Genomic DNA, 19,006 nt, shown 5'->3' with positions numbered 1-19,006 from the left:
CTTTATTCAGACGCTATCTTATCTCTATCAACAGCAAAAGGTGGTTGCTCCATCCATCCGTTGTCAATCAAAATCTTCGCTGCATCTTCAACAAATGATGCGATTTTAACTAGTGACTTTGCATAGAGGGCGCTCATATCATGTCTTCCGCTTACAGCTGCAGAATTTCCAAACGCTCTAATTTTCATAGAAAACATGTCAATCTTATGAAATAACATGATTTTATCTGAAAATGGAGAAAACGTTGATGTTGTAACCAAATGGTCAAGATATGATGGTGAAGGCAAATTTTCATTATGTAGTTTTTCCATATATTGTTCAATGCTTTTATGAGTCAAATCTTTACCGTCTATAAACAATTTTCGAATCTTTTCTGATTTTACTACCTGGCTAAATGCCATGATTAATGCTTTGCTTGTTGTATTGTTTTCAATATTATCATACAAATGAGCTACTTCTAAGGCGTGTAAAGGACGTACATGACCCAAAAAGCCATTTAAAAAACTTTCTTGAATAAATTCTACTCGATCAGGAACCGGGATAATGGGTGGTTTAATGATTAATCCTTTATTCATTAAGATATCGTTGATTTGTCCCATCAAAGACATGGTGGAATTCATACAATAAATAAAAAACTCCTGGACATCCTTCCTATAAACAAGTGGAACGGCTACGTTATAAATACTCATTCCTGCTTTACAAACATATTTCAAGTAATGTACATAATATACATCTTCAAAAAGACGAGGAGCACCAAGGTTAACGTCTTCTTCCGAAAAACCATTAGGAATTGGGAAGTTTTCTTTTACAAAAAAATCTTTCGTAGTTTTCAATAATTCTTCGCATAATTTTAGTGCATTCTCTAATAAAGTTTTGATCTCTTCGTCTTCAACGTGTTGAAGGTAATAGTTTAAAATACATTTTGACATGCTGTTTCCCATATATGTTGCCCAAAGTTTTCCCATTTCTGCTGATGTTAGTTTTTCATTGATATTTGATTTAGTTGAACCAAGCCGGATGGGTTTAATTAGTTCCATGATAAAAACTCCTTAATTATTTTTTGATTAGTATTTTCCTCCATTCGAAATCATATACCGAACACAATATTTTGGCAGATTCAGTTGCACACTTTCTACTTTGCTGAAGTAACAGGGAGTTTACAGCATTGACGGGAATATTCAAGCAACAGTATACTTTTATTGCAAGTAAAATATTAACAATTGGAGGGAATTGAAGAATGAACCAGGAAGTTACGACCTACATAGAAAATCTACCGAAATGGCAAGCAGATATCAGTTCAATCCTGCGGAACATGGTTCACGAGACGATTCCGGAAGCTGAAGAACGCATTCAATACAAGAAACCACACTTTCTGAAAAATGGACATTATGCAGCCGTCATTTCGCCTTCCAAGGATGCTATTGCATTTATGATCATGAATGCTAACGGAATAGACTTTCCGAAAGAATTCGAAGGGCCTGCTGAACGAAAGTGGATTAAATTAAAAGAAGGAAGCACGCCAGATCTCATCACTTTGTCCGGGTTTCTGAAGCAAGCCTCTGACAAGCTATAAATTCGATCGTATAAACGATGATAAAATATTAAGGGAGCAGCTCGCAGCCGGCAGCAGCTCCCTTTTTATTAAAGTAACGGGCTCCTTTGGGCTTCCCGAGATGGTGGTAGCGGAAACTCCATATGGTTAATATATCCATCTTAGATCTTTAGACCTATTCGAGAGGTGCTTGCAATATGGTAGCATTAACTTTGAAATGTCTAAATATGTAATAAATTCTCATCACGAATAGGGGATAACGAATGCGCTCTCAAATGGATACAAGGTCAACGCCATCCCATTCCGCCCCGTCTGGAATGAATCAAGACCGAACTTCTGCGGATTCTGGAAGGATGGAGCAGTTTTCCCAGGGATTTCGTGGAAATAGCCTAACGACCGCACATGCACTAAGTTTGCAGCGAACAATAGGAAATCGTGCTGTTGGTCATCTGATGCAGAGCAAGATGCAATCGTCACGGCCTAGCAGTGGGCCCAGCGAGGGAATTCAGATTCAAGCAACGCAACAAGCGGCGATTCAGCGCAGGGCAATTCCTCAAGATGTTTATAACGCTTATGACAGTGAAAAAAAACGCAATTCAACGAAATTGATGCTCCAAGCCTCAGCCCAAGAAGATAGTCTGATCCAATGGGTGAATGAAGCAAAGAATCATATGAAAGAGATTAGGAACCTTGGTACTGATGAAATGGTGAAGGATACTGTAACTACTTCGCTAAGAGCCATGATGGCAAAGCAAGGTGAAATTACATTGTTCAAGAAAGCAAGTGTTACTACAATGACAGCTATTATTGAGGCGTATAAGACTGATATTTTGAAGCCAAAACCCGAAATCCCGCGATCTGTCAGAGGAATGCAACGAAGGTTGCAGGAGTTGGCGAATGACAAAGTATTTGATGATAACATTAAGACTAATATCGAGAATAATGTAGCGCAAGTGCAAGAAAAATTCAATCAAGCTCAAATCCTAATCACTGAACTCTCAACTTTTGTAAAGGATCTTCAGAAAGAATTGGCCGACAAGAAAAAGGGAAAAACGAACTATGATAAAATGAAAGATTCACACGTAAAAGCTAATGAGGATGACCTGTTCACAAGTGCAGGTGAATTAGGAATCGCAGTCCCGGACGACATTTCGACCGAAACTACTTCAGCTGATGAGAAGGCGAGTAATAAGCAATGGATCGAGGCGGGAGAGAGTGCTTCGAAGAGCTCACAGTTAATTGATAAGCTTCGGAGCCAAGTATCGTCGGCAAAAGCGAACAAAAACAAATTCGAGGAACTATCAATTGAATTTCCGAATTTCAAAAAAGTGACTTTAGAATTTGCTAGACTCAAGATTCAAGACGATGATGGCGATTTGGGAATGATGAATGATTGTCGCCAGAAAGCACAAGCCGAATTTAGAAACAAAAACTGGGCAGAAGCGAAGAATCTGGCTCAGAAGGCGATCAAACTGGCGAAAAAATTGGAAGGATTGGCTGATTTATTTCGGAATTATGCGGATGGAGATAGACCAAAGCTGCTGCAAGGTACTCTTCTCAAAATATTTCAAAAGCTCAGTGAACGGCCAAGTTATACAAACAGTGAAGCACTTGATTACATGGAAAATATTCACACACAGCAGTGCGCGGTTAAACGCGAGAATTGGCTTACCTATCTTGGAATAGCTGGTGAGAATATCGTCGGCGTCGATAGTGATCATTATACAACATTTAATGATTCGGTCCCTCCTAATGCGACATTTTCTGTGAAGGATAAGACGAAGGAAGAAGTATGCGATGAATTGTTCGGCATTAACAATGAAATGAAACGTCTGCATTCGACGCGGGTAGTCGGGGCTTCTCGCTATCATAGGTATCTGCAGAAATCAGATCAGGCAGCTCCGATTTATTCCGCGAATGTCTTGAACAACAATCTTCGGAATACGAATGCGGCTGCTTTCAATGCTCTCAACGAGCGCTACAATACTATGAGGACTCATATGTTGTCCAAAGTTGAGGAAGCGATTAAATTGCATGGCCGTGTGGGTACGAACGATAGAGGGCAGCAGCTAACATTTCCTTGATAGAGATGAGCTGCTACCCAAGAAGTCTTGCATTTTCTCCGCAGCGTAGAAGGGGATCGACATCGGACAACGAGGTCATGAGCGGATTATGTACAACTTGTAAGAGCATGATGAGCGTGAAGCGAGTGGAGAAAAGCTGATTAAATCATATACTCCTTTCGCTATAAACAAGTGCCGGTGGTCTTTATTTTATCAAAGCATTCAGACCAGGTGAGGCATTTGCATTGTAAGCCATCGTCTAAAATTTGAATCATCGAATTAATTTGTTTCTTTTTCTCTTCAAGCTGAGCGCGTTTTTCTCTCGCCATTTCTTCCCATCTATCCGATGTAGGGATTGATTCAAATCCTTCAAGTAAAACCGCAATTTCTGGAATCGTAAACCCAGTATGCTGTGCTATTTTTATAAATGTAATTCGCTCCAGAAGGCTCTCGGAATAGCGACGCTGACCATTTTTACGTTCTGTATTTGGCAGCAGTCCAATAGATTCATAATATCGAAGGGTCGATGGATTCACATCTGCTTTAGCTGCTAGTTGACCAATACTAAGTTCTGACATTTATATTCACCTCACTTGACTTAAAGTTAGCTTTAAGTATTATGATGTAATTATATTATTAATGAGGTGGTGGCGTAAATGAAAAAAAGTGAATGGTTAGCGGGGCTTGGTATTCTTGGAGCATGCGCGCTTTGTTGTGCAATACCTTTACTTGGTGGCGCGGCAGTTCTTGGCATATCTTCTTTCTTTATAAATCCAGTGGTGATTGTGATATTGGCACTTGTTCTTATTACAGTGGCAGTTGTTGTTTATCAGCGTCGAAAGTCAAATGGAACATCTTGCTTGAAGCCAAGATGCAGTTGCATGTCTTGTGCGAGTGGAAGGGGCTAAGCGTATGACGTTAACAACATGTGAATCCGCGAAGTGAGCGAACTTTATATTAGTTAAATAAGAAACCAAAACAAGGCTGCCAGCATGAATAGCAGCCTTGTTGAAGTAATGACAGTTTAACGTGGTAACATTATTGTCAAGAAATTAAGACCTTCCATATTTTTTCGCAAATTGATACACCGAATCGGCAAATGATTTTTTCCGTACTATGAGATAAGTAATAAGGGCCTCTCTGTCTTGATTCGACACCCCCCAATCCCCAGGTATTTCACGTACCACCTCTTCAATCTTGGCGTCAGGTAAAGCAAGTACTTGTTCAATATAAGAAGAGAGTATCGATGAGTCTTCAAGCATACCCACAGTCCAAATATGAACGATGGAATCCTTTTTAAACTTTTCGTGCTTTTGCAATGTTGCTTTGTTCCATTTGTATCCTCCAGGAAAACATTTTCCGTGATCGATCATATGAATTTCATAGTTGCCTTCAGGCAACCGCTCCAGAAGAATGTTGCTTTTAGTACGGTCTGAGTTATGCACCCAACGGTCGAATACGAAAATTCCGGCTAAAACCTGGTTATTTTTGATTTCCGTTTTAGCTGGATGAGGCGGTTCCTTCGATAGGCCTCTGCAATTGTCTATAAATAGGCTAGCAAATTGTGTGCCTGGAGTGTATTTGGAAGAAAACTTTTTGGGAATATATTGTATCTGATGTTCTGTCATATTCACCAATTGAAAGGGCACTACAGGCAAAGAAAGTTGTTGTCCTAATCTTGCGATTACGAATTCATTTACCAGTTCCCTTGTTCCGTGGAAATTGTTTTTACATTTTACCGCATAACGGTTCCCATCATTAAATGACAACAAATGTGCGGCTTTACCAGACAACGTCTCCAAATATTTTATCGGTTCTAAAGATGTCATTGCTCCGCAACTCCTTTTTGATAGCACTTATCATTACAATACTCAAAAATAATTGAAGAGCATGGACAAAAGGGATATTATTTCAAACTTGCCGTTAAAGAGCGCGGTGAACTCTATCAAAAATATGGATTACGGTCATTTCGCTAACGAGAGTTCAAATGAATCATGGTTTGAGTTAATTATAATTAAACTTTCCCTATATAGTGGATGATCTTAATGTTAAGATTGTGTTGTTGTAAAAATAAATCGTAACGAGGTGAGGACAATGAATACAATAAAAAAATATACGTCTTATCCTCATATTGCTTTTTAGTTTATCTTTTTACGAAATACATTAGGCTCTGAGGGTAAGATTCACTCTCAGGGCTTTTATATGTAGGCAGAAGGAACTTTTCATGTTTCATGCCGGTCGAAGACAGCCGCTTACGGAGGGCTGTTATTTTTTTTGTACAAAGGTTGGTCAAGTCAACAAAAGTGGTTTTAATATGAAAGGATGATGCTTTATTAAAAGACTCGCTCAATATTTTCGCGAATTACAATCCGGACAGTCAACTTACGGTATGATTTATGAAGGTTCCTACTATGATCAAGGGGGGACGATATCTGACCCAACCTATTGGTATAATGATGTTGCCTATTACATTGAACGGACACATAAACTCACTCTGGATAAACCATGTATCACCATTAAAATACCTTTTGACCGTCTCGGCTTAGATGAACATATGGACCAAGTTGTTCTCTCTGATTTTGCATTAAGAGAATGGGTTGGTCATATTGAGGCATTAAATAAATTGATTTATAACCGGTCACGTTCTGATAAAGAAAATGGTGCTTTTTATTGTTTTCGTCCAACGAATGTGGTGTTGCAACGTAATGCATCTTTTGTCGAAGTCACCTCGGAAAAAAGGTATCTATGCTTAATGATTACAGTTCAACTTCCATTCAAGGATAATAATAAAGCTATGCGCATGCTCTGCAAAATGCTTCCAAAAGAAGTGGAGGATTTAATTGCCAAGTGGGATCACATCAAATTAAATGCTGCCTTTGAATTAGTAAAAAAACAAAATAGGATTCGCGAATGGCTGAAAGCAAGTAGATATTGTGCGTTTATTGCGAATGGCAGCATTTTGCCAAGAAATAAAGACAACAGCGGGCCACTGGAGGGTGCCTTGCCTTTTACATCCCCAGTAGATATGGAAATTGAAATTTGTGGTATACGAGGAATGGGAATAAAACATGGTGTGACGGTCATCACCGGCGGTGGTTATTCGGGTAAAAGCACAATGCTGGATGCACTAAATTCGGGGATTTACAATCACTGTATATGCGATGGACGAGGATTTGTGATTACAGATCAAAGTGCAATGGAAATATCAGCCGAGGAAGGGCGTTCCATAAAAGATATCAATATTACCCCTTTCATAAAATGGATACCCAATGGATCAGCTGAACAGTTTTCAACTGACTACGCTTCAGGTTCCACATCTCAAGCCGCAAATATTATGGAGGCAATCAACTACGGGTGTAAGCTTCTTCTTATTGATGAAGACAGAAGTGCGACGAATTTTATGATTCAAGACATCAAAATGCGTTCACTAATCAAGCGTGAACCCATTACACCTTTTACGGAACGTGTCAGGGAGCTCTATGAGGCTGCCCACGTATCTTCTGTTCTTGTTATTGGAGGCAGCGGTGAATTTTTATCCGTAGCTGATCAAATTATTCTGATGGACAATTTTGTGCCAAAAAACGTAACCGAAGAAGCAAAAAATTTATGTGAACTCGACAAACCACGCGAACGTATCCCCCTCACCAAATGGGAGATAGAAAGAATAATAACCACCGATCACTTTTCAAGCTATCCACAGGGCAGTGGTACAGAAAAGCTGATGGTTTCAACCATGGGATACATCATGATAGGTGATGAACAAATTGATATCAGAGGGCTTTACAATATTACATCACAAGCCCAACTTGCAGCTATTACCTTTTTAATTCGTAAAATCGCTATAAGTAATCAGGATCACCTCATCTTTCTTCATGAGAAGATCAAAAAAGCTCTCGAAGATATGGAGAGAGAAGGCGTGGATATTGTATTTTCTTCTTTTTTTCCTGGTTTTGAAAGATGGCTTGAATTACCAAGAATTAATGAAGTATTATCTGTCATGAACCGAATGAAACATTTGAATTTTATTCAGAAGTAGAATATGCCCCCAAGAGTATACGACCCGTATCAAAGAATGATTTCTCCGCTCCGCTAACGGGAGGATAATTTAACCAAGTAGCGAATAGTTCAAGTAATCGATGAGACGAAGAGGGGGATACCGAAATGAAAACGATCAAAAGCATGATGGACCACCTGTACTGGGCAGACGGACGCATCTTGGACGCGCTCGAGGAGAGTGAGACGAAGAACAAGGATCTTCTGAAGCTAGTTCGGCACGTCGCGGTCGCGGAACGAGTCTGGCTTTCCCGATTGCAGGGCAAGGGCAGCGCGCAATATTCGTTATGGGAGGAAGCGGCAGACCTGACGGCGATCCGGACGATGTTCGAAGAAAACGCCGAGCAATATCGCGCCTATATCGAAGGGCTTGAGGAAACCGATTTGGAAGAGATGATCGATTATGCGAACCAGAGCGGAGTTCCATTCCGAACGTCCGTTCGAGACATCCTGTTGCAGGTCCTCTTACATGGGCAATATCACCGGGGACAGATCAACCGCGCACTTAGGATCGAATTGGCAGATCCTGCCCAAGTCGATTACATCACGTTTGCGAGGTCCTAACAGGGCTTGAATTATGCCTATAACGAGAATCCAACTCGGGTACATCGGGGGTTCTTATGAGAAAAAGAATGAAATTCTAGCAAAGATACATCGTAAGGATGACTTATAGGCATGAAATAGTTGTGAGGTTGATTATGCAATTAAAAACTCTAATTCAAGTAAGTTTCAAAATACTAGTTCTGTTTCTTATTGGTTACACAATTTCACACTTTCTTAGGGAAGCGATTAACGCTGTTTGTAATTCCGTAGGAGTGCCAAACGAAGTTCGTATTATTGTTTCGAGATTTAGTGTGATCGCTTATATTCTACCTTTTATTTTCCTGGGTCCTCAGAGATTATTCACTTCTGAAGTTCTTCGAATTGGAAACTTCCGGGCAAGCATTTCTTTCCCTTTAATATGGCGAGGAAAAGAAGATCCGATATGGAGGTTCCTTGTTATTTTTGCGTTTGTAATGGCTGTTGGATCATGTTTCTTTATATATTCCTTTACAAATGACTTAAATAGTAGCTCATTAAGGCTTTTATTGTATTATGGACTGATTTTTTCACTGGTAAACTCAATTTTAGAGGAATGGGTGTGGAGGGGGGTTTTACTTAACCAATATGTCAAATGGTTTGGAAACGTATACGGTTTAATTGTGACTAGTCTACTTTTTGGGATATCTCATTATAACTTGGGCTTTTCGGTTTGGGTGTGCATTGCCTTTTCAGTTGGAGGTTTCTTTATGGGTGGATCTGCTATACGATCTAAGGGTATCGTTGCTTCCATCCTGATGCATATCTATATGAACCTCATTTTTGTATGGACTGGTATGATTTTCAATTCATAATCGGTCGAAAGACGAACGATAAACGATAATATAGTTTAACATCTGAAGGGCCGCTTCTTGGCAGCCCTTAGCCCCGCTTACATACAGGTTGGATAATTTCGGGTGCAGAGCGTGTGTGTGCGAAATTCCCTTACTCTTTCTTTTTCCTTATAACAGCAACAATGAGCAATAACATTGGGAAAATAATCGCGTAAGGCAACGAGTAAGGGAAATCAATTTTGGATCCAAACTTCATGGAGTAAGGGATATCTGGGTAGGCAACAATGGAAAGTACAATCAATATTATACCGAATGGCCAATACAACTGGCGGGCATCTTTCATGTTAAATATTTCGGCAAAAGTCATCGTAGATGCATAAAAGCATATAGCAAGTTTAAAGTATATCGTAATAAACCAAATGCCAGCCATAATGACCTCTAATCTCTCCAGAAAGGTGCCAATACTTATTTTTTTGGCCAAACTATAACTGGGGTACATTTGCCTTGCAGTTAGATCTGCACCCAATACTAATATAGATAACAGAGAAATGATGACTAGCAGAATTCCACCAATTAAGGTCCCAACCAGAAAAGCCTTCCTCGCTTTTTGAGAATTATTCACAAATGGGAAGTACATTAAGAATACAACAAGTTCCATATAAGGTGTACTTAGTACGGGGATCGTAGCACGCAAGATAGGTTTCACGCCATAGCCAAAGACAGGTAGTAAATGTCTCCATTCGAAATTCGGGGGTAGAAGAACAACCATAATGAAAAAAAAGAACATCACCCATGGTAAAAAAATCTCCGCTGTTCGAGTGAATGTCTCAAGTCCGTTGCGAATTCCCATGATGATAACGATCAAGAAAAAGATATGAATAAACTGAATAGGTGTGTTGGGCAATACTTGGGTCGTCATAAAGTCGCCTATATTGCGAAGTACCAGCGCCGCGAGGATGAAAAAATAACAAAAGTAAAGAAAAGAGATGGATCTTCCGAGCCACTTCCCAAGGATTTCCTGACTATAATGCACGAAAGTCGTTTTTGGAAATCGTGTTGTAATCAAATTATACAGCATAACCATCAACAATCCGCCAATTAACCCTACCAGTGAAGCAATCCATGCATCTTGTTTAGCTTCATGAGCAATGCCAGCAGGTGCAATCAGAATAGAACTTCCCACGGTAAAAAGAATGGCTAAAATGGTAAATTGATGAACACCTATCTTCCCTTTTTCAATCATTCCTTATTCACCTCTATGAAAGCATCCTAGTAATCAAATCGCTGATCGGTTCATTAATAGCCGTGATCCAGTCAAGTGGATTCGGCAATTGGATTCGCAGTGTCTCTAAAATTACTAGGGTTACACCTATGAACAATAAGCCTAAAAAAAAGCAAAGCTCCTTAATAAGCTTCTTTCTAACAAGATAAGGAGCTTCCATATATGTAAGAATTCCACCTACGATAAGAATGCCTGAAATGGCCCACACGGAGATATTCACTCCTTTCTTTCAAGCAACGCATTGTTTATCGTTCCCAATCTACGGATTTGAACATCCACATGGACTGAAACCTCCAAATCAGCGAAAGATTGATCCCACTCATTACTAATGGCTTTCCATGAGCCTGGATCAACGTCTTCAATCGCCTCTCCGAATCCAAAAATATCTGCCTTATTCTTTTTTGCTTTTTGAATGGCGGCTTCCATGATATTCGTCAATTTTTCTTCAGCAAGTTTTTCCAACTGTCGTATTGATTCCATTTTGGTCAAGTCAATTTTGCATTGAACCTCACCAACATCTTCTTCAGAAAAAAGGAATACAGAAATTTTCGGTTTTCCTCTAACAACTTCACCCTTTATACTTGTTTTTGTTCGAACAACATCAACGGCTAACGTGCCCCCTTGAGGACATGATAAATGACCAACTGAGTTTTTCACGTTACCCATGATGTAATTATAGCCTTTGCTTTCTTCACTATTGAACCAATCAATCAGCTTATCCTGCTTAAAAATGGCTACACCTGAAAATTTTAAATTTGCATAAGCTTGGGATTTATTCATATTTCTTTTTGTTTTTCCTATATCTTGATCACCAATGATTTGAATGCCGGTTATTACAGAATCTTTAGTTGGATTCGATAAATCAGACAGAATCTTGTCTATGGGCATTTTGACTGTTGGCGCCCAAACCTTTTCAGATAAATCTAATGTTCTGTACATCTTATTAGCGGGAATCTTTTCGGTAGGCATCAATATTCCAAGTACATTCTCTGCAGTTGTTCCCTTGGCAATAATCAAATAAAAATCAGAGCGAAATTCGCGATTTCTCGATATGCCATCCATCACTTTTTCTATGCCTTGGCGAGCCAATTCTTCCCCAATAACTAAAACGCGGAGATGCGCGGAGTAAATTCTTCTTGGAGCAATTGTACTTAACTTTCTTATCGCTTCCGAAATGGTCGACTCCGTTGCAGTTAAAATGCTTACAGGTGTGCTATACCCAGCGCCGCCTTTACTTGAAGCTACTTCACTTGGATTCACGATTTGCGCTGAGACCTGTATGTTACTTCCTTTTTTATCTAAACCAATGCCGACTACAATCGCAAGATCATTTAATTCACGCCGATCCCAGCAACTCGTAAGCACAAGAGAGACAATTACCAAAAGACATACAACTTGAAATCTTTTCTTCATGGTCTAAGCTCCTTCAAGGTCTTCTCGATGCTGGTTTCGTCGTTGGAGCATTATTTTCCCGAATGTTATTTTTGGAGCTAATGAACTGCGGTCTTGAAAATAATCCCCATTGCGGCAATCGCAAAATGGTATCTTTCTGATCCGCAAAAATAAACGGAGCCATAGGGGACATATATGGAACACCGAACGAACGCAAACTACACAGATGTTGTACGATGCCGATCAAACCAACCGTTACGCCAAACAAACCGAAGGATGCCGCTAATACCATGAGGATAAAGCGTATTATTCGTATGGAAATCCCCATGTTAAAAGCGGGAATGACAAAATTAGCTATAGCCGTGATAGCTACAACGATAACCATAGCTGGCGAGACTAAACCTGCCTCAACAGCAGCTTGTCCAATGACCAAAGCACCAACAATGGATACCGCTTGACCCACCGTTTTGGGAAGCCTCACACCAGCTTCACGCAGAATTTCAAATGTTATCTCCATTAGTAGGGCTTCAACAAAAGCTGGGAATGGAATGCCCTCCCGCTGGGCAGCTAAACTAAATAACAACGAGCTGGGCAGCAATTCTTGATGAAATGTAGTGATCCCTATGTAGAGAGAGGGCCCCAGCAAGGAAATAAAAAAGCAAATATATCTTAAAATACGTATTAATGAAGCGAATTCGGCACGCTGATAATAATCTTCCGCAGATTGATAAAATTGTACAAATAGAGCAGGGGCCAATAAGACAAAAGGCGTGCCATCCACAAGGATGGCAACACGCCCTTCCAGCAGTCCTGCAGCTATAACATCAGGCCGTTCTGTATTATACAAAGTCGGGAAGGGAGTAAAGGTTTCGTCTTGGATCAACTCTTCTATATTTCCACTTTCCAATATGCCATCAATATCAATTCTTTTAAGTCGTTCATTCACTTCTGCGACAAGTTTGTCATTAACAATGCCATTAATGTACATGACTCCAATCGTGGTTTGAGTTACTTTGCCAATTGTCATGGTCTCCAACCACAGATTAGGGGATTTAATTCTTTTGCGAATCAATGAAATATTGATGCTTATGGATTCAGTAAACCCTTCTCTTGGTCCTCTGACAACAGATTGAGTCGACGGTTCCTCTACTGCACGATTGTTTCCACCGATTGTATTTACAGCGAAACCATAAGGATAACCATCAAGTAAAATAACGGTTTCACCTGACAAAATGGCTGTGTATAGTGCTGAAAAGTCGGCAATCGTTTTGGCATTACCAGCACTAGGTAAGTAATTTTTAATTATTTTCATTTTATCAATCGAAGTATCGAGCAATTCATCATTTAAATCGTTACTTATTCCTAGTAATTCTTTGATTATTTCTTGCACAGTAGTGGTACTTGCTAATCCATTCATATAAATAAACCCGAATTTGCAAGCTGATTTCAGGCCATTACATAAACCTATGTCTTCCGTAACAACATCTTCGCTGTGGCCAAAAGCATTCTTTACTTTCGTAAAGATCGTGCCCAAATTGGAGTCAAGTTGTTCCTCTTCTTGCGATATCTCTGGTTTATCATGTGTTGAATGTGCTCTATCACGGTTAAAAATAGCCTGCAGTGTCTTTGTGATCGTACCCATAACAGTCGCCACCAAAAGTGTTTATTTGTCATCCTTGCCAATGGGTTATAAGTTTATACTTCTGGGACAGATATGGTTCACACAGATATCAAACAAAATACACTGTTGGCAGTTGAGTGAAAAATTGTAAAAACGCACAAAAAGACGGGAAAACACAAATACAATCCCTTCATTTTGATACATAATGTATCTAGTAACGATAGAAATATATTTAGTGACTGGAGGAAGTAACTTGAAGATAAGGTTAAATTGCGTCCCAAATAAACTTCAAAAATTGATATCATCCGCTTTGATTGCTAGCATGGTTCTATCCTTCACAACCCCTATAGCGTCCGTTACGGCCGCAGAAGATGATTCAATCTTGTTCCAAGATGATTTTAATGATCGTAATGCGGACGGGTGGACGACGTACGGGGGTTCTTGGAACGCTTCAGATGGAGCCTTCCATACAAATAAGGGGGCAGGATTCAAAGCTGTTGCAAACGGAACAAACTTCAGCAACTTTGTATATGAAGCCGATATTTCCATCAAGGATGGGGTTAATTCGGATAATGCCGGACTTATTTTCAGGGTCAACAACCCAAGCGTCGGGGCAGATAATTTGCAAGGCTATTACGCTGGTATTACAGTGAATAATCTCGTTCAACTGGGAAAAATGAATAACAATTGGAAGGAACTTGCGTCCATCCCTTTTACCGTTCAACAAAATAAAGTCTACCGGATGAAGGTAGAAACCAAAGGAAGCCATATTGATATTTACATCGATGGCACTCTTGTGCTCAGTGCAGTAGATTCCACTTTTACGCAAGGATCTATTGGGGTCAGGTCCTTTTGGACGAATGCGACTTATGACAATATGAAGGTAACGGACCTGCAGGGCGGCGTTGATCTTGATCAGAAGAAGTTGACACTTGAATCAGGGAAAACAGCCCAGCTTCACAACTTGGGAGAAAGCGGAGAAGAAGTGACTTGGAGCTCCAGTAATCCGGAAATCGCTTCCATCAGCAACAGCGGATTAGTAACGGCGTTGTCGCCAGGTAGAACTGTCATTGAAGCGGTATCTACAAACGGTGCTTTCCGCTCGAAGGCTATAATTAGTGTGCCGAACTCAACGTCTGCGCCGGAGATCCTGTACACGAACGACTTTAGCGGATCAACAGTTGAAGGATGGTCAACGTACGAAGGCAATTGGACTGTCTCTAACGGACAATATACGGTAAACAGCGGTCCTGGCTATAAAGCGGTACTTGACAGCCTAAGCTTTACGGACTTCGTACTTGAAGGCGATGTACAAATTACGAGTGGGAGCGAAGCAGGCCTTATTTTCAGAGCATCGAACGTTGCAAATGGCTTGAATCAATTAGATGGCTATTATGTAGGCATTAATGCTTCCACACAAACAGCCGTACTCGGCCAAATGTCGAATGGTCAGTGGCAAGAGCTTGCTTCCAAGAAGCTGCCGATCCTTGCAAATGAGTGGTACCACCTTAAGGTCGTTGCGAATGAAGAGCACATTCAGGTTTATGTGAACGACAATCCGCTCAACGTCAATGGGTATCCGAAATTTGACTTGTTGGACGCTTCGCACTTGGCTACTGGTAAAATCGGACTGCGCACATGGAATGCTGATGCCAGATTTGACAACATCAAAGTATCTTCGTACCACGAAGCGATAACGGGGCCAACGTATACCAACGCTGTGTTGCCGAACATTGCGGACCCCTTTGTACTGCTGCACGACGGCAAGTATTACTTATATGGGACGAATACTTCTCCGGACCCTAATAAGCCAAAAGGATTCAAGGTATACACGTCAACGGATCTTGTAAATTGGTCGGAGCAGGATGAATTGGCATTACAACAGTCTGATTCTTGGGGGACTGGCGGCTTTTGGGCACCTGAGGTCGTGGAAAAGGACGGGGCGTTCTACATGTACTATGTAGTAAATGAAAGGCTAGCTGTTGCAACAAGCAGTTCTCCATTGGGGCCGTTCGTCCAAGATGTCAAACAGCCGATGCATCTGAACACACCAGAAATCGATGCGCATATTTTTACAGACGATAACGGCAAAAAGTACATCTACTTCGTCAGGTTCAATCAAGGCAATGTAATTTGGATGGCCGAACTAAGTGACGATATGATGAGCATGAAGGAAGATACATTACAAATCGTGTTCCGGGCTACACAAGATTGGGAGCTCAGTCCAAAAAAGCCGGTTGCAAGTATTAACGAGGGGCCGTTTATGATCAAACATAATGGAACCTACTACTTGACATATTCCGGTAACCATTTCGAAAGCCCGGACTATGGTGTAGGTTATGCAACCGCACCTACTCCAACGGGGCCTTGGACGAAATATACGTATAATCCGATCATGAAATCTAATACCATTGTGCCTGGAGCGGGACATCATTCCTTAATTTATTCACCAGATGGTACGGAATTGTTCATGGTGTACCATACGCATTATAAAGCTGGTACAACGGAGCCGCGCAAGCTTGCGATTGATCGGGTACATTTTGTACCGCAAGCCAATGGTATCGATGCGATGGAAGTATGGGGACCGACCATTACTCCACAGCTTAAGCCCTCCGCCGAGCAATCGACAGAACCGATGGCTACATTAAAAGGGGCAAGCAGCGTGCAAGCTGGGCAATCCTTTGACCTCATGTACGGACTCAGCCATTTAAGCGTCACCCAAAGTATTTATGCACAAGATATCACGGTTACTTATGATCCAACACAAGTAGAGTTTGTTGATGCAGAATCTGCTAAGCAGGGGTTAGCCATCGTTGGTAAAAAAGAAACATCTGGTCATGTGCGCATCCTGCTGGCAAGTATAGGAGCAGACCATGCCACTAATGCCAACGGAGATCTGGTGAATCTTCACTTTAAGGCGAAATCTTCCTCACAATCAGCTGTCATCGGTCTAGCTAATGTGATTATCTCGAATGGGTTAGGAGAGGAAAGTGCACTCGGCCAAGTATTCGTAAGTGTAGATATTCAAGCAAATGATCGAGTTGCGTTGAGCACCGCTATAGGAGCAGCGCAAGCGAAGTTTGATGCCTCAGTGGAAGGATCAGAAGTGAATCAATATCCATTAGGATCCAAGGCAGTATTACTTTCAGCAATCGAGAAAGCACAATCGGTTCTGAACAATCCAAATGCATCCCAAGAGCAGATCGATCAAGCAGCAACAGAGATTAACACAGCGCTTCAAGCTTTCATCGATTCGGTCAATACAGCTCACCCTAGTGATATCAACAGCGATGGACTCGTTGCAATCGGGGATCTTGCCATCGTAGCTGCCGCATATGGAAAATCTTCCAATGATCCAAATTGGAGCGAGTACAAAAAAGCAGACATCAATGGTGACGGGAAAGTAGATATTGAAGACTTGGCAGAGGTAGCCCGGATGATATTGAATTAATGCAAAAAGGCGTGCAAATTGACAATCAATTTGACACGCCTTTTTTTCTTTGGCTATAAAGTTGGAAGACACAACTCAATCACTTCTTTGATTTTAGTAAATGTTCTGTTAGATGAAATACAAAAATATATAAAATAAAAATTACGATATAGACAAAGGGGGAATACCATAGTTTCCAACCTTTATATGTAAATACGTGACAAAGTTGAGCTAACCACTCAAAAAAAACAGATAGGAATGAGAACCCGATTACATATAAATTGCGATAAATTCCTCTAAGCTTCCACTTATCATACAACCATAAAAATATGTACGTGAAAGGAGGGTAATTAAAATAATAAATGACAATATCCATTACCTCGTATTTAGAACTATCGTTTACGTCATACAAATCAAATGGTTTAACAGCAATTAGCGAATCAACTGTCTGCGAAATAAATACAGTAAATACCGTATAGACTACAATCGATAGTAAAGAAAAACGTTTTGGAAGCAATATGGCTACGGTTAATAAAACAACCAATGAAAGTAGAGAAAACCACTCATTGATGTCAAATCGTTCAGGGGGATACAATATCATGGTGATCACACTTCCCAAGCATTTTTCTGAACAATAGGCTGAAGCATAAGGATTCAACCAAGACGATATACCATACAACGATGGCATACCCGAAATTCCAGCCCGTAAATTTCACTATACCTAGTATTTCAAATAACATATACGATTCGATCAAACATGCAAACCATATGCCTAAGATTAGCATTTTGAGAAGCAACCGTGGTTTACTGTGGAAAAACGAAAAAAGAAGCCACATCGTTGCGATCGGAAATATAATTAACTGATTCATTTTATAAAAGAAAAAAGCGGAAAGAGCTTCCGAAAACTCAAGCAACTTATAATTATCAAGAATCGCTGAATGGATCTGTTCGATGGCAACTACAATGACCATGTAGTACGTTATTTTTTCAATTGATAGGAATATGTTCTGCATCCAACGTAATGAATATAGAACTCCGATGCTTATTAATAACGTAATAAAATTCAAAGTGACCACTACAATCCCCCCAATTTTAGGAAATAAGATGTCATAGTTAAACTTCCCATTTATGGTTTTTGTATACGAATGACTGCTCAATAAGCATCAGGTGAAGGCTGCCGACAGCAATAGATCGGTAGCCTTCTCAGCTAACAGGCAGAATACTTACAAAATATGCTAGTATAGAATAGAGTACTTTCAACGAGTCTACGATACCTGATACCATTTATAGACTACACAGATCAAGGTACATACAAGGACATTATAATTAATCATTTCCCTTCAAATGTTCCCATTCTTAACGATAATAAATATTCCAATATTCACTTTGGTTTGCTCGACTTATACTTAGATGGTGGATATACGGGCATTCGAGGATTATTAGCTTTAGATCATGACAAGGATTCGATAACCGAACATGAAATTGCGTTTGAATTGCATTTTTATGACGCGAACAATAAGCTAATTGGGACGGCATTAGGCACTTCCAAACCAAGCAGCTCGGTTCAAAAGCAGACCATAAGCACGGGCGAAATTAAGTATGTTTCGGCTGGCGAAGTCGGGGATTTCTCTAAATATGCAAAAGTAGATTTTGAAATCACAGACTACAAATAATACGTGGCTCATAAAGTCATACGATTTCAAGCTAGATCTTCTGAATTATTATCCTGAATCAGTATTCTAATCTGTGGGGTGTGGCGTTTGGTTAACTGTCCTTATTGCAATATTTCCAATGATGAAAGTCATGAAGTCATAATAAGCAATGACAACTGCATCTATACTTTGCTTAAAGAGCAAGAGATTAAAGGGGCTGGAATTATTGTCCCGAAAGCACATAGGGAAACTGTTTTTGACTTAACTCAAGATGAATGGAATGCAACATATCAATTATTACACGAAGTTAAGTTGTATTTGGATCAGAATTATAAACCAGATGGTTTTAATGTGGGATGGAATTGTGGTCATGTGGGGGGGCAACATGTTTTTCATTCACATTTACATGTAATTCCTCGATATGCGGATGAAATAATGGCGGGAAAAGGGATTCGGTATTTGTTTAAAAATAATCAGAAATAGATTAACCTTACTGGGAACGTTAGCTCATAAAACAACACGTACGAATACAGCTGTCCGAAAGAGCCGCTGCTTTTTCGTTGAGGCTGCCGCAAAAACTAGTAGCGG

Annotated in this window: 17 protein-coding genes; 9 read left to right on the top strand and 8 right to left on the bottom strand. The window is 40.2% G+C overall.

All coding sequences use genetic code 11. The annotated features are described in order from the left end of the window. Positions 1–2 precede the first annotated feature (2 nt). Complete coding sequence (locus ASG89_RS16545; RefSeq protein ID WP_057311807.1) at positions 3–1,037, bottom strand: DUF3231 family protein; 1,035 nt, start codon at positions 1,035–1,037, stop codon at positions 3–5. Between the two features lie 200 nt (positions 1,038–1,237). On the opposite strand from ASG89_RS16545, the gene ASG89_RS16540 reads away from it, so the two are divergent. Together ASG89_RS16540 and ASG89_RS16535 are read left to right on the top strand one after the other, a co-directional pair. Continuing rightward, a complete protein-coding gene (locus ASG89_RS16540) occupies positions 1,238–1,573 on the top strand; it encodes a DUF1801 domain-containing protein (protein WP_057311806.1) in 336 nt (111 codons plus the stop codon). A 296-nt stretch (positions 1,574–1,869) separates the two neighbouring features. Beyond that, positions 1,870–3,636: a hypothetical protein gene (locus ASG89_RS16535; RefSeq protein WP_157276684.1), complete on the top strand. Its 1,767-nt coding sequence runs from the start codon at positions 1,870–1,872 to the stop codon at positions 3,634–3,636. A gap of 161 nt (positions 3,637–3,797) precedes the next feature. Here ASG89_RS16535 and ASG89_RS16530 read toward each other — a convergent pair whose 3' ends face one another. Beyond that, positions 3,798–4,193 carry a MerR family transcriptional regulator gene (locus ASG89_RS16530; protein WP_057311804.1) on the bottom strand — a complete coding sequence of 132 codons (396 nt, stop codon included), beginning with the start codon at positions 4,191–4,193 and terminating at the stop codon, positions 3,798–3,800. 78 nt (positions 4,194–4,271) lie between these two features. Between ASG89_RS16530 and ASG89_RS36450 the strand changes: the two genes are divergently transcribed. Continuing rightward, entirely contained in the window at positions 4,272–4,523 is a 252-nt protein-coding gene (locus ASG89_RS36450) for a hypothetical protein (RefSeq protein ID WP_157276683.1), read from the top strand. 144 nt (positions 4,524–4,667) lie between these two features. Here ASG89_RS36450 and ASG89_RS16525 read toward each other — a convergent pair whose 3' ends face one another. Beyond that, positions 4,668–5,444 carry a HipA family kinase gene (locus ASG89_RS16525; protein ID WP_057311803.1) on the bottom strand — a complete coding sequence of 259 codons (777 nt, stop codon included), beginning with the start codon at positions 5,442–5,444 and terminating at the stop codon, positions 4,668–4,670. A gap of 560 nt (positions 5,445–6,004) precedes the next feature. Here ASG89_RS16525 and ASG89_RS16520 point away from each other — a divergent pair. From ASG89_RS16520 to ASG89_RS38665, 3 genes are all read left to right on the top strand, one after another. Further along, on the top strand, positions 6,005–7,651 hold the full coding sequence (locus tag ASG89_RS16520) for a P-loop domain-containing protein (RefSeq protein ID WP_057311802.1): 1,647 nt from the start codon (positions 6,005–6,007) through the stop codon (positions 7,649–7,651). 125 nt (positions 7,652–7,776) lie between these two features. Beyond that, positions 7,777–8,232, top strand: a complete 456-nt coding sequence (locus tag ASG89_RS16515; RefSeq protein ID WP_057311801.1) for a DinB family protein — start codon at positions 7,777–7,779, stop codon at positions 8,230–8,232. Positions 8,233–8,330: 98 nt separating this feature from the next. Further along, on the top strand, positions 8,331–9,062 hold the full coding sequence (locus ASG89_RS38665; protein WP_082593326.1) for a CPBP family intramembrane glutamic endopeptidase: 732 nt from the start codon (positions 8,331–8,333) through the stop codon (positions 9,060–9,062). Positions 9,063–9,192: 130 nt separating this feature from the next. Here the strand turns inward: ASG89_RS38665 and ASG89_RS16505 are convergent, their stop codons facing one another. The 4 genes from ASG89_RS16505 to ASG89_RS16490 are packed head-to-tail and all read right to left on the bottom strand — an operon-like array spanning position 9,193 to position 13,357. Beyond that, positions 9,193–10,284 carry a GerAB/ArcD/ProY family transporter gene (locus ASG89_RS16505; RefSeq protein ID WP_057311799.1) on the bottom strand — a complete coding sequence of 364 codons (1,092 nt, stop codon included), beginning with the start codon at positions 10,282–10,284 and terminating at the stop codon, positions 9,193–9,195. Between the two features lie 13 nt (positions 10,285–10,297). After that, on the bottom strand, positions 10,298–10,531 hold the full coding sequence (locus ASG89_RS16500; protein WP_057311798.1) for a hypothetical protein: 234 nt from the start codon (positions 10,529–10,531) through the stop codon (positions 10,298–10,300). 8 nt (positions 10,532–10,539) lie between these two features. Next, positions 10,540–11,736 (bottom strand): Ger(x)C family spore germination protein, encoded by a 1,197-nt coding sequence (locus ASG89_RS16495; RefSeq protein WP_057311797.1) that lies wholly within the window; start codon positions 11,734–11,736, stop codon positions 10,540–10,542. A gap of 13 nt (positions 11,737–11,749) precedes the next feature. Beyond that, complete coding sequence (locus ASG89_RS16490; RefSeq protein ID WP_057311796.1) at positions 11,750–13,357, bottom strand: spore germination protein; 1,608 nt, start codon at positions 13,355–13,357, stop codon at positions 11,750–11,752. A gap of 301 nt (positions 13,358–13,658) precedes the next feature. Between ASG89_RS16490 and ASG89_RS16485 the strand changes: the two genes are divergently transcribed. After that, complete coding sequence (locus tag ASG89_RS16485; protein ID WP_235549794.1) at positions 13,659–16,787, top strand: family 43 glycosylhydrolase; 3,129 nt, start codon at positions 13,659–13,661, stop codon at positions 16,785–16,787. Between the two features lie 560 nt (positions 16,788–17,347). Here the strand turns inward: ASG89_RS16485 and ASG89_RS16475 are convergent. Next, entirely contained in the window at positions 17,348–17,842 is a 495-nt protein-coding gene (locus ASG89_RS16475; protein ID WP_057311793.1) for a hypothetical protein, read from the bottom strand. A 315-nt stretch (positions 17,843–18,157) separates the two neighbouring features. Between ASG89_RS16475 and ASG89_RS16470 the strand changes: the two genes are divergently transcribed. Both ASG89_RS16470 and ASG89_RS16465 read left to right on the top strand, forming a co-directional pair. Continuing rightward, positions 18,158–18,439: a hypothetical protein gene (locus ASG89_RS16470; RefSeq protein WP_057311792.1), complete on the top strand. Its 282-nt coding sequence runs from the start codon at positions 18,158–18,160 to the stop codon at positions 18,437–18,439. 63 nt (positions 18,440–18,502) lie between these two features. Next, positions 18,503–18,901 carry an HIT family protein gene (locus ASG89_RS16465; protein WP_414813273.1) on the top strand — a complete coding sequence of 133 codons (399 nt, stop codon included), beginning with the start codon at positions 18,503–18,505 and terminating at the stop codon, positions 18,899–18,901. Positions 18,902–19,006: the final 105 nt, after the last annotated feature.

Origin of the sequence: Paenibacillus sp. Soil766, from assembly GCF_001428105.1 — a bacterium.
Taxonomy (GTDB): domain Bacteria; phylum Bacillota; class Bacilli; order Paenibacillales; family NBRC-103111; genus Paenibacillus_E.
Note: the sequence above shows the minus strand (reverse complement) of the source record. Positions and strands in the feature narration are given on the sequence as shown.

What these genes read in the sequence shown, in the direction of transcription:
- ASG89_RS16540 (WP_057311806.1), top strand. Translation starts at nt 1,238, where the DNA reads ATGAACCAGGAAGTTACGACCTACATAGAAAATCTACCGAAATGGCAA.
- ASG89_RS16520 (WP_057311802.1), top strand. Translation starts at nt 6,005, where the DNA reads ATGATTTATGAAGGTTCCTACTATGATCAAGGGGGGACGATATCTGAC.
- ASG89_RS16490 (WP_057311796.1), bottom strand. Translation starts at nt 13,357, where the DNA reads ATGGGTACGATCACAAAGACACTGCAGGCTATTTTTAACCGTGATAGA.
- ASG89_RS16545 (WP_057311807.1), bottom strand. Translation starts at nt 1,037, where the DNA reads ATGGAACTAATTAAACCCATCCGGCTTGGTTCAACTAAATCAAATATC.
- ASG89_RS16525 (WP_057311803.1), bottom strand. Translation starts at nt 5,444, where the DNA reads ATGACATCTTTAGAACCGATAAAATATTTGGAGACGTTGTCTGGTAAA.
- ASG89_RS16535 (WP_157276684.1), top strand. Translation starts at nt 1,870, where the DNA reads ATGAATCAAGACCGAACTTCTGCGGATTCTGGAAGGATGGAGCAGTTT.
- ASG89_RS38665 (WP_082593326.1), top strand. Translation starts at nt 8,331, where the DNA reads ATGACTTATAGGCATGAAATAGTTGTGAGGTTGATTATGCAATTAAAA.
- ASG89_RS16530 (WP_057311804.1), bottom strand. Translation starts at nt 4,193, where the DNA reads ATGTCAGAACTTAGTATTGGTCAACTAGCAGCTAAAGCAGATGTGAAT.
- ASG89_RS16505 (WP_057311799.1), bottom strand. Translation starts at nt 10,284, where the DNA reads ATGATTGAAAAAGGGAAGATAGGTGTTCATCAATTTACCATTTTAGCC.
- ASG89_RS16495 (WP_057311797.1), bottom strand. Translation starts at nt 11,736, where the DNA reads ATGAAGAAAAGATTTCAAGTTGTATGTCTTTTGGTAATTGTCTCTCTT.
- ASG89_RS16485 (WP_235549794.1), top strand. Translation starts at nt 13,659, where the DNA reads ATGGTTCTATCCTTCACAACCCCTATAGCGTCCGTTACGGCCGCAGAA.
- ASG89_RS36450 (WP_157276683.1), top strand. Translation starts at nt 4,272, where the DNA reads ATGAAAAAAAGTGAATGGTTAGCGGGGCTTGGTATTCTTGGAGCATGC.
- ASG89_RS16515 (WP_057311801.1), top strand. Translation starts at nt 7,777, where the DNA reads ATGAAAACGATCAAAAGCATGATGGACCACCTGTACTGGGCAGACGGA.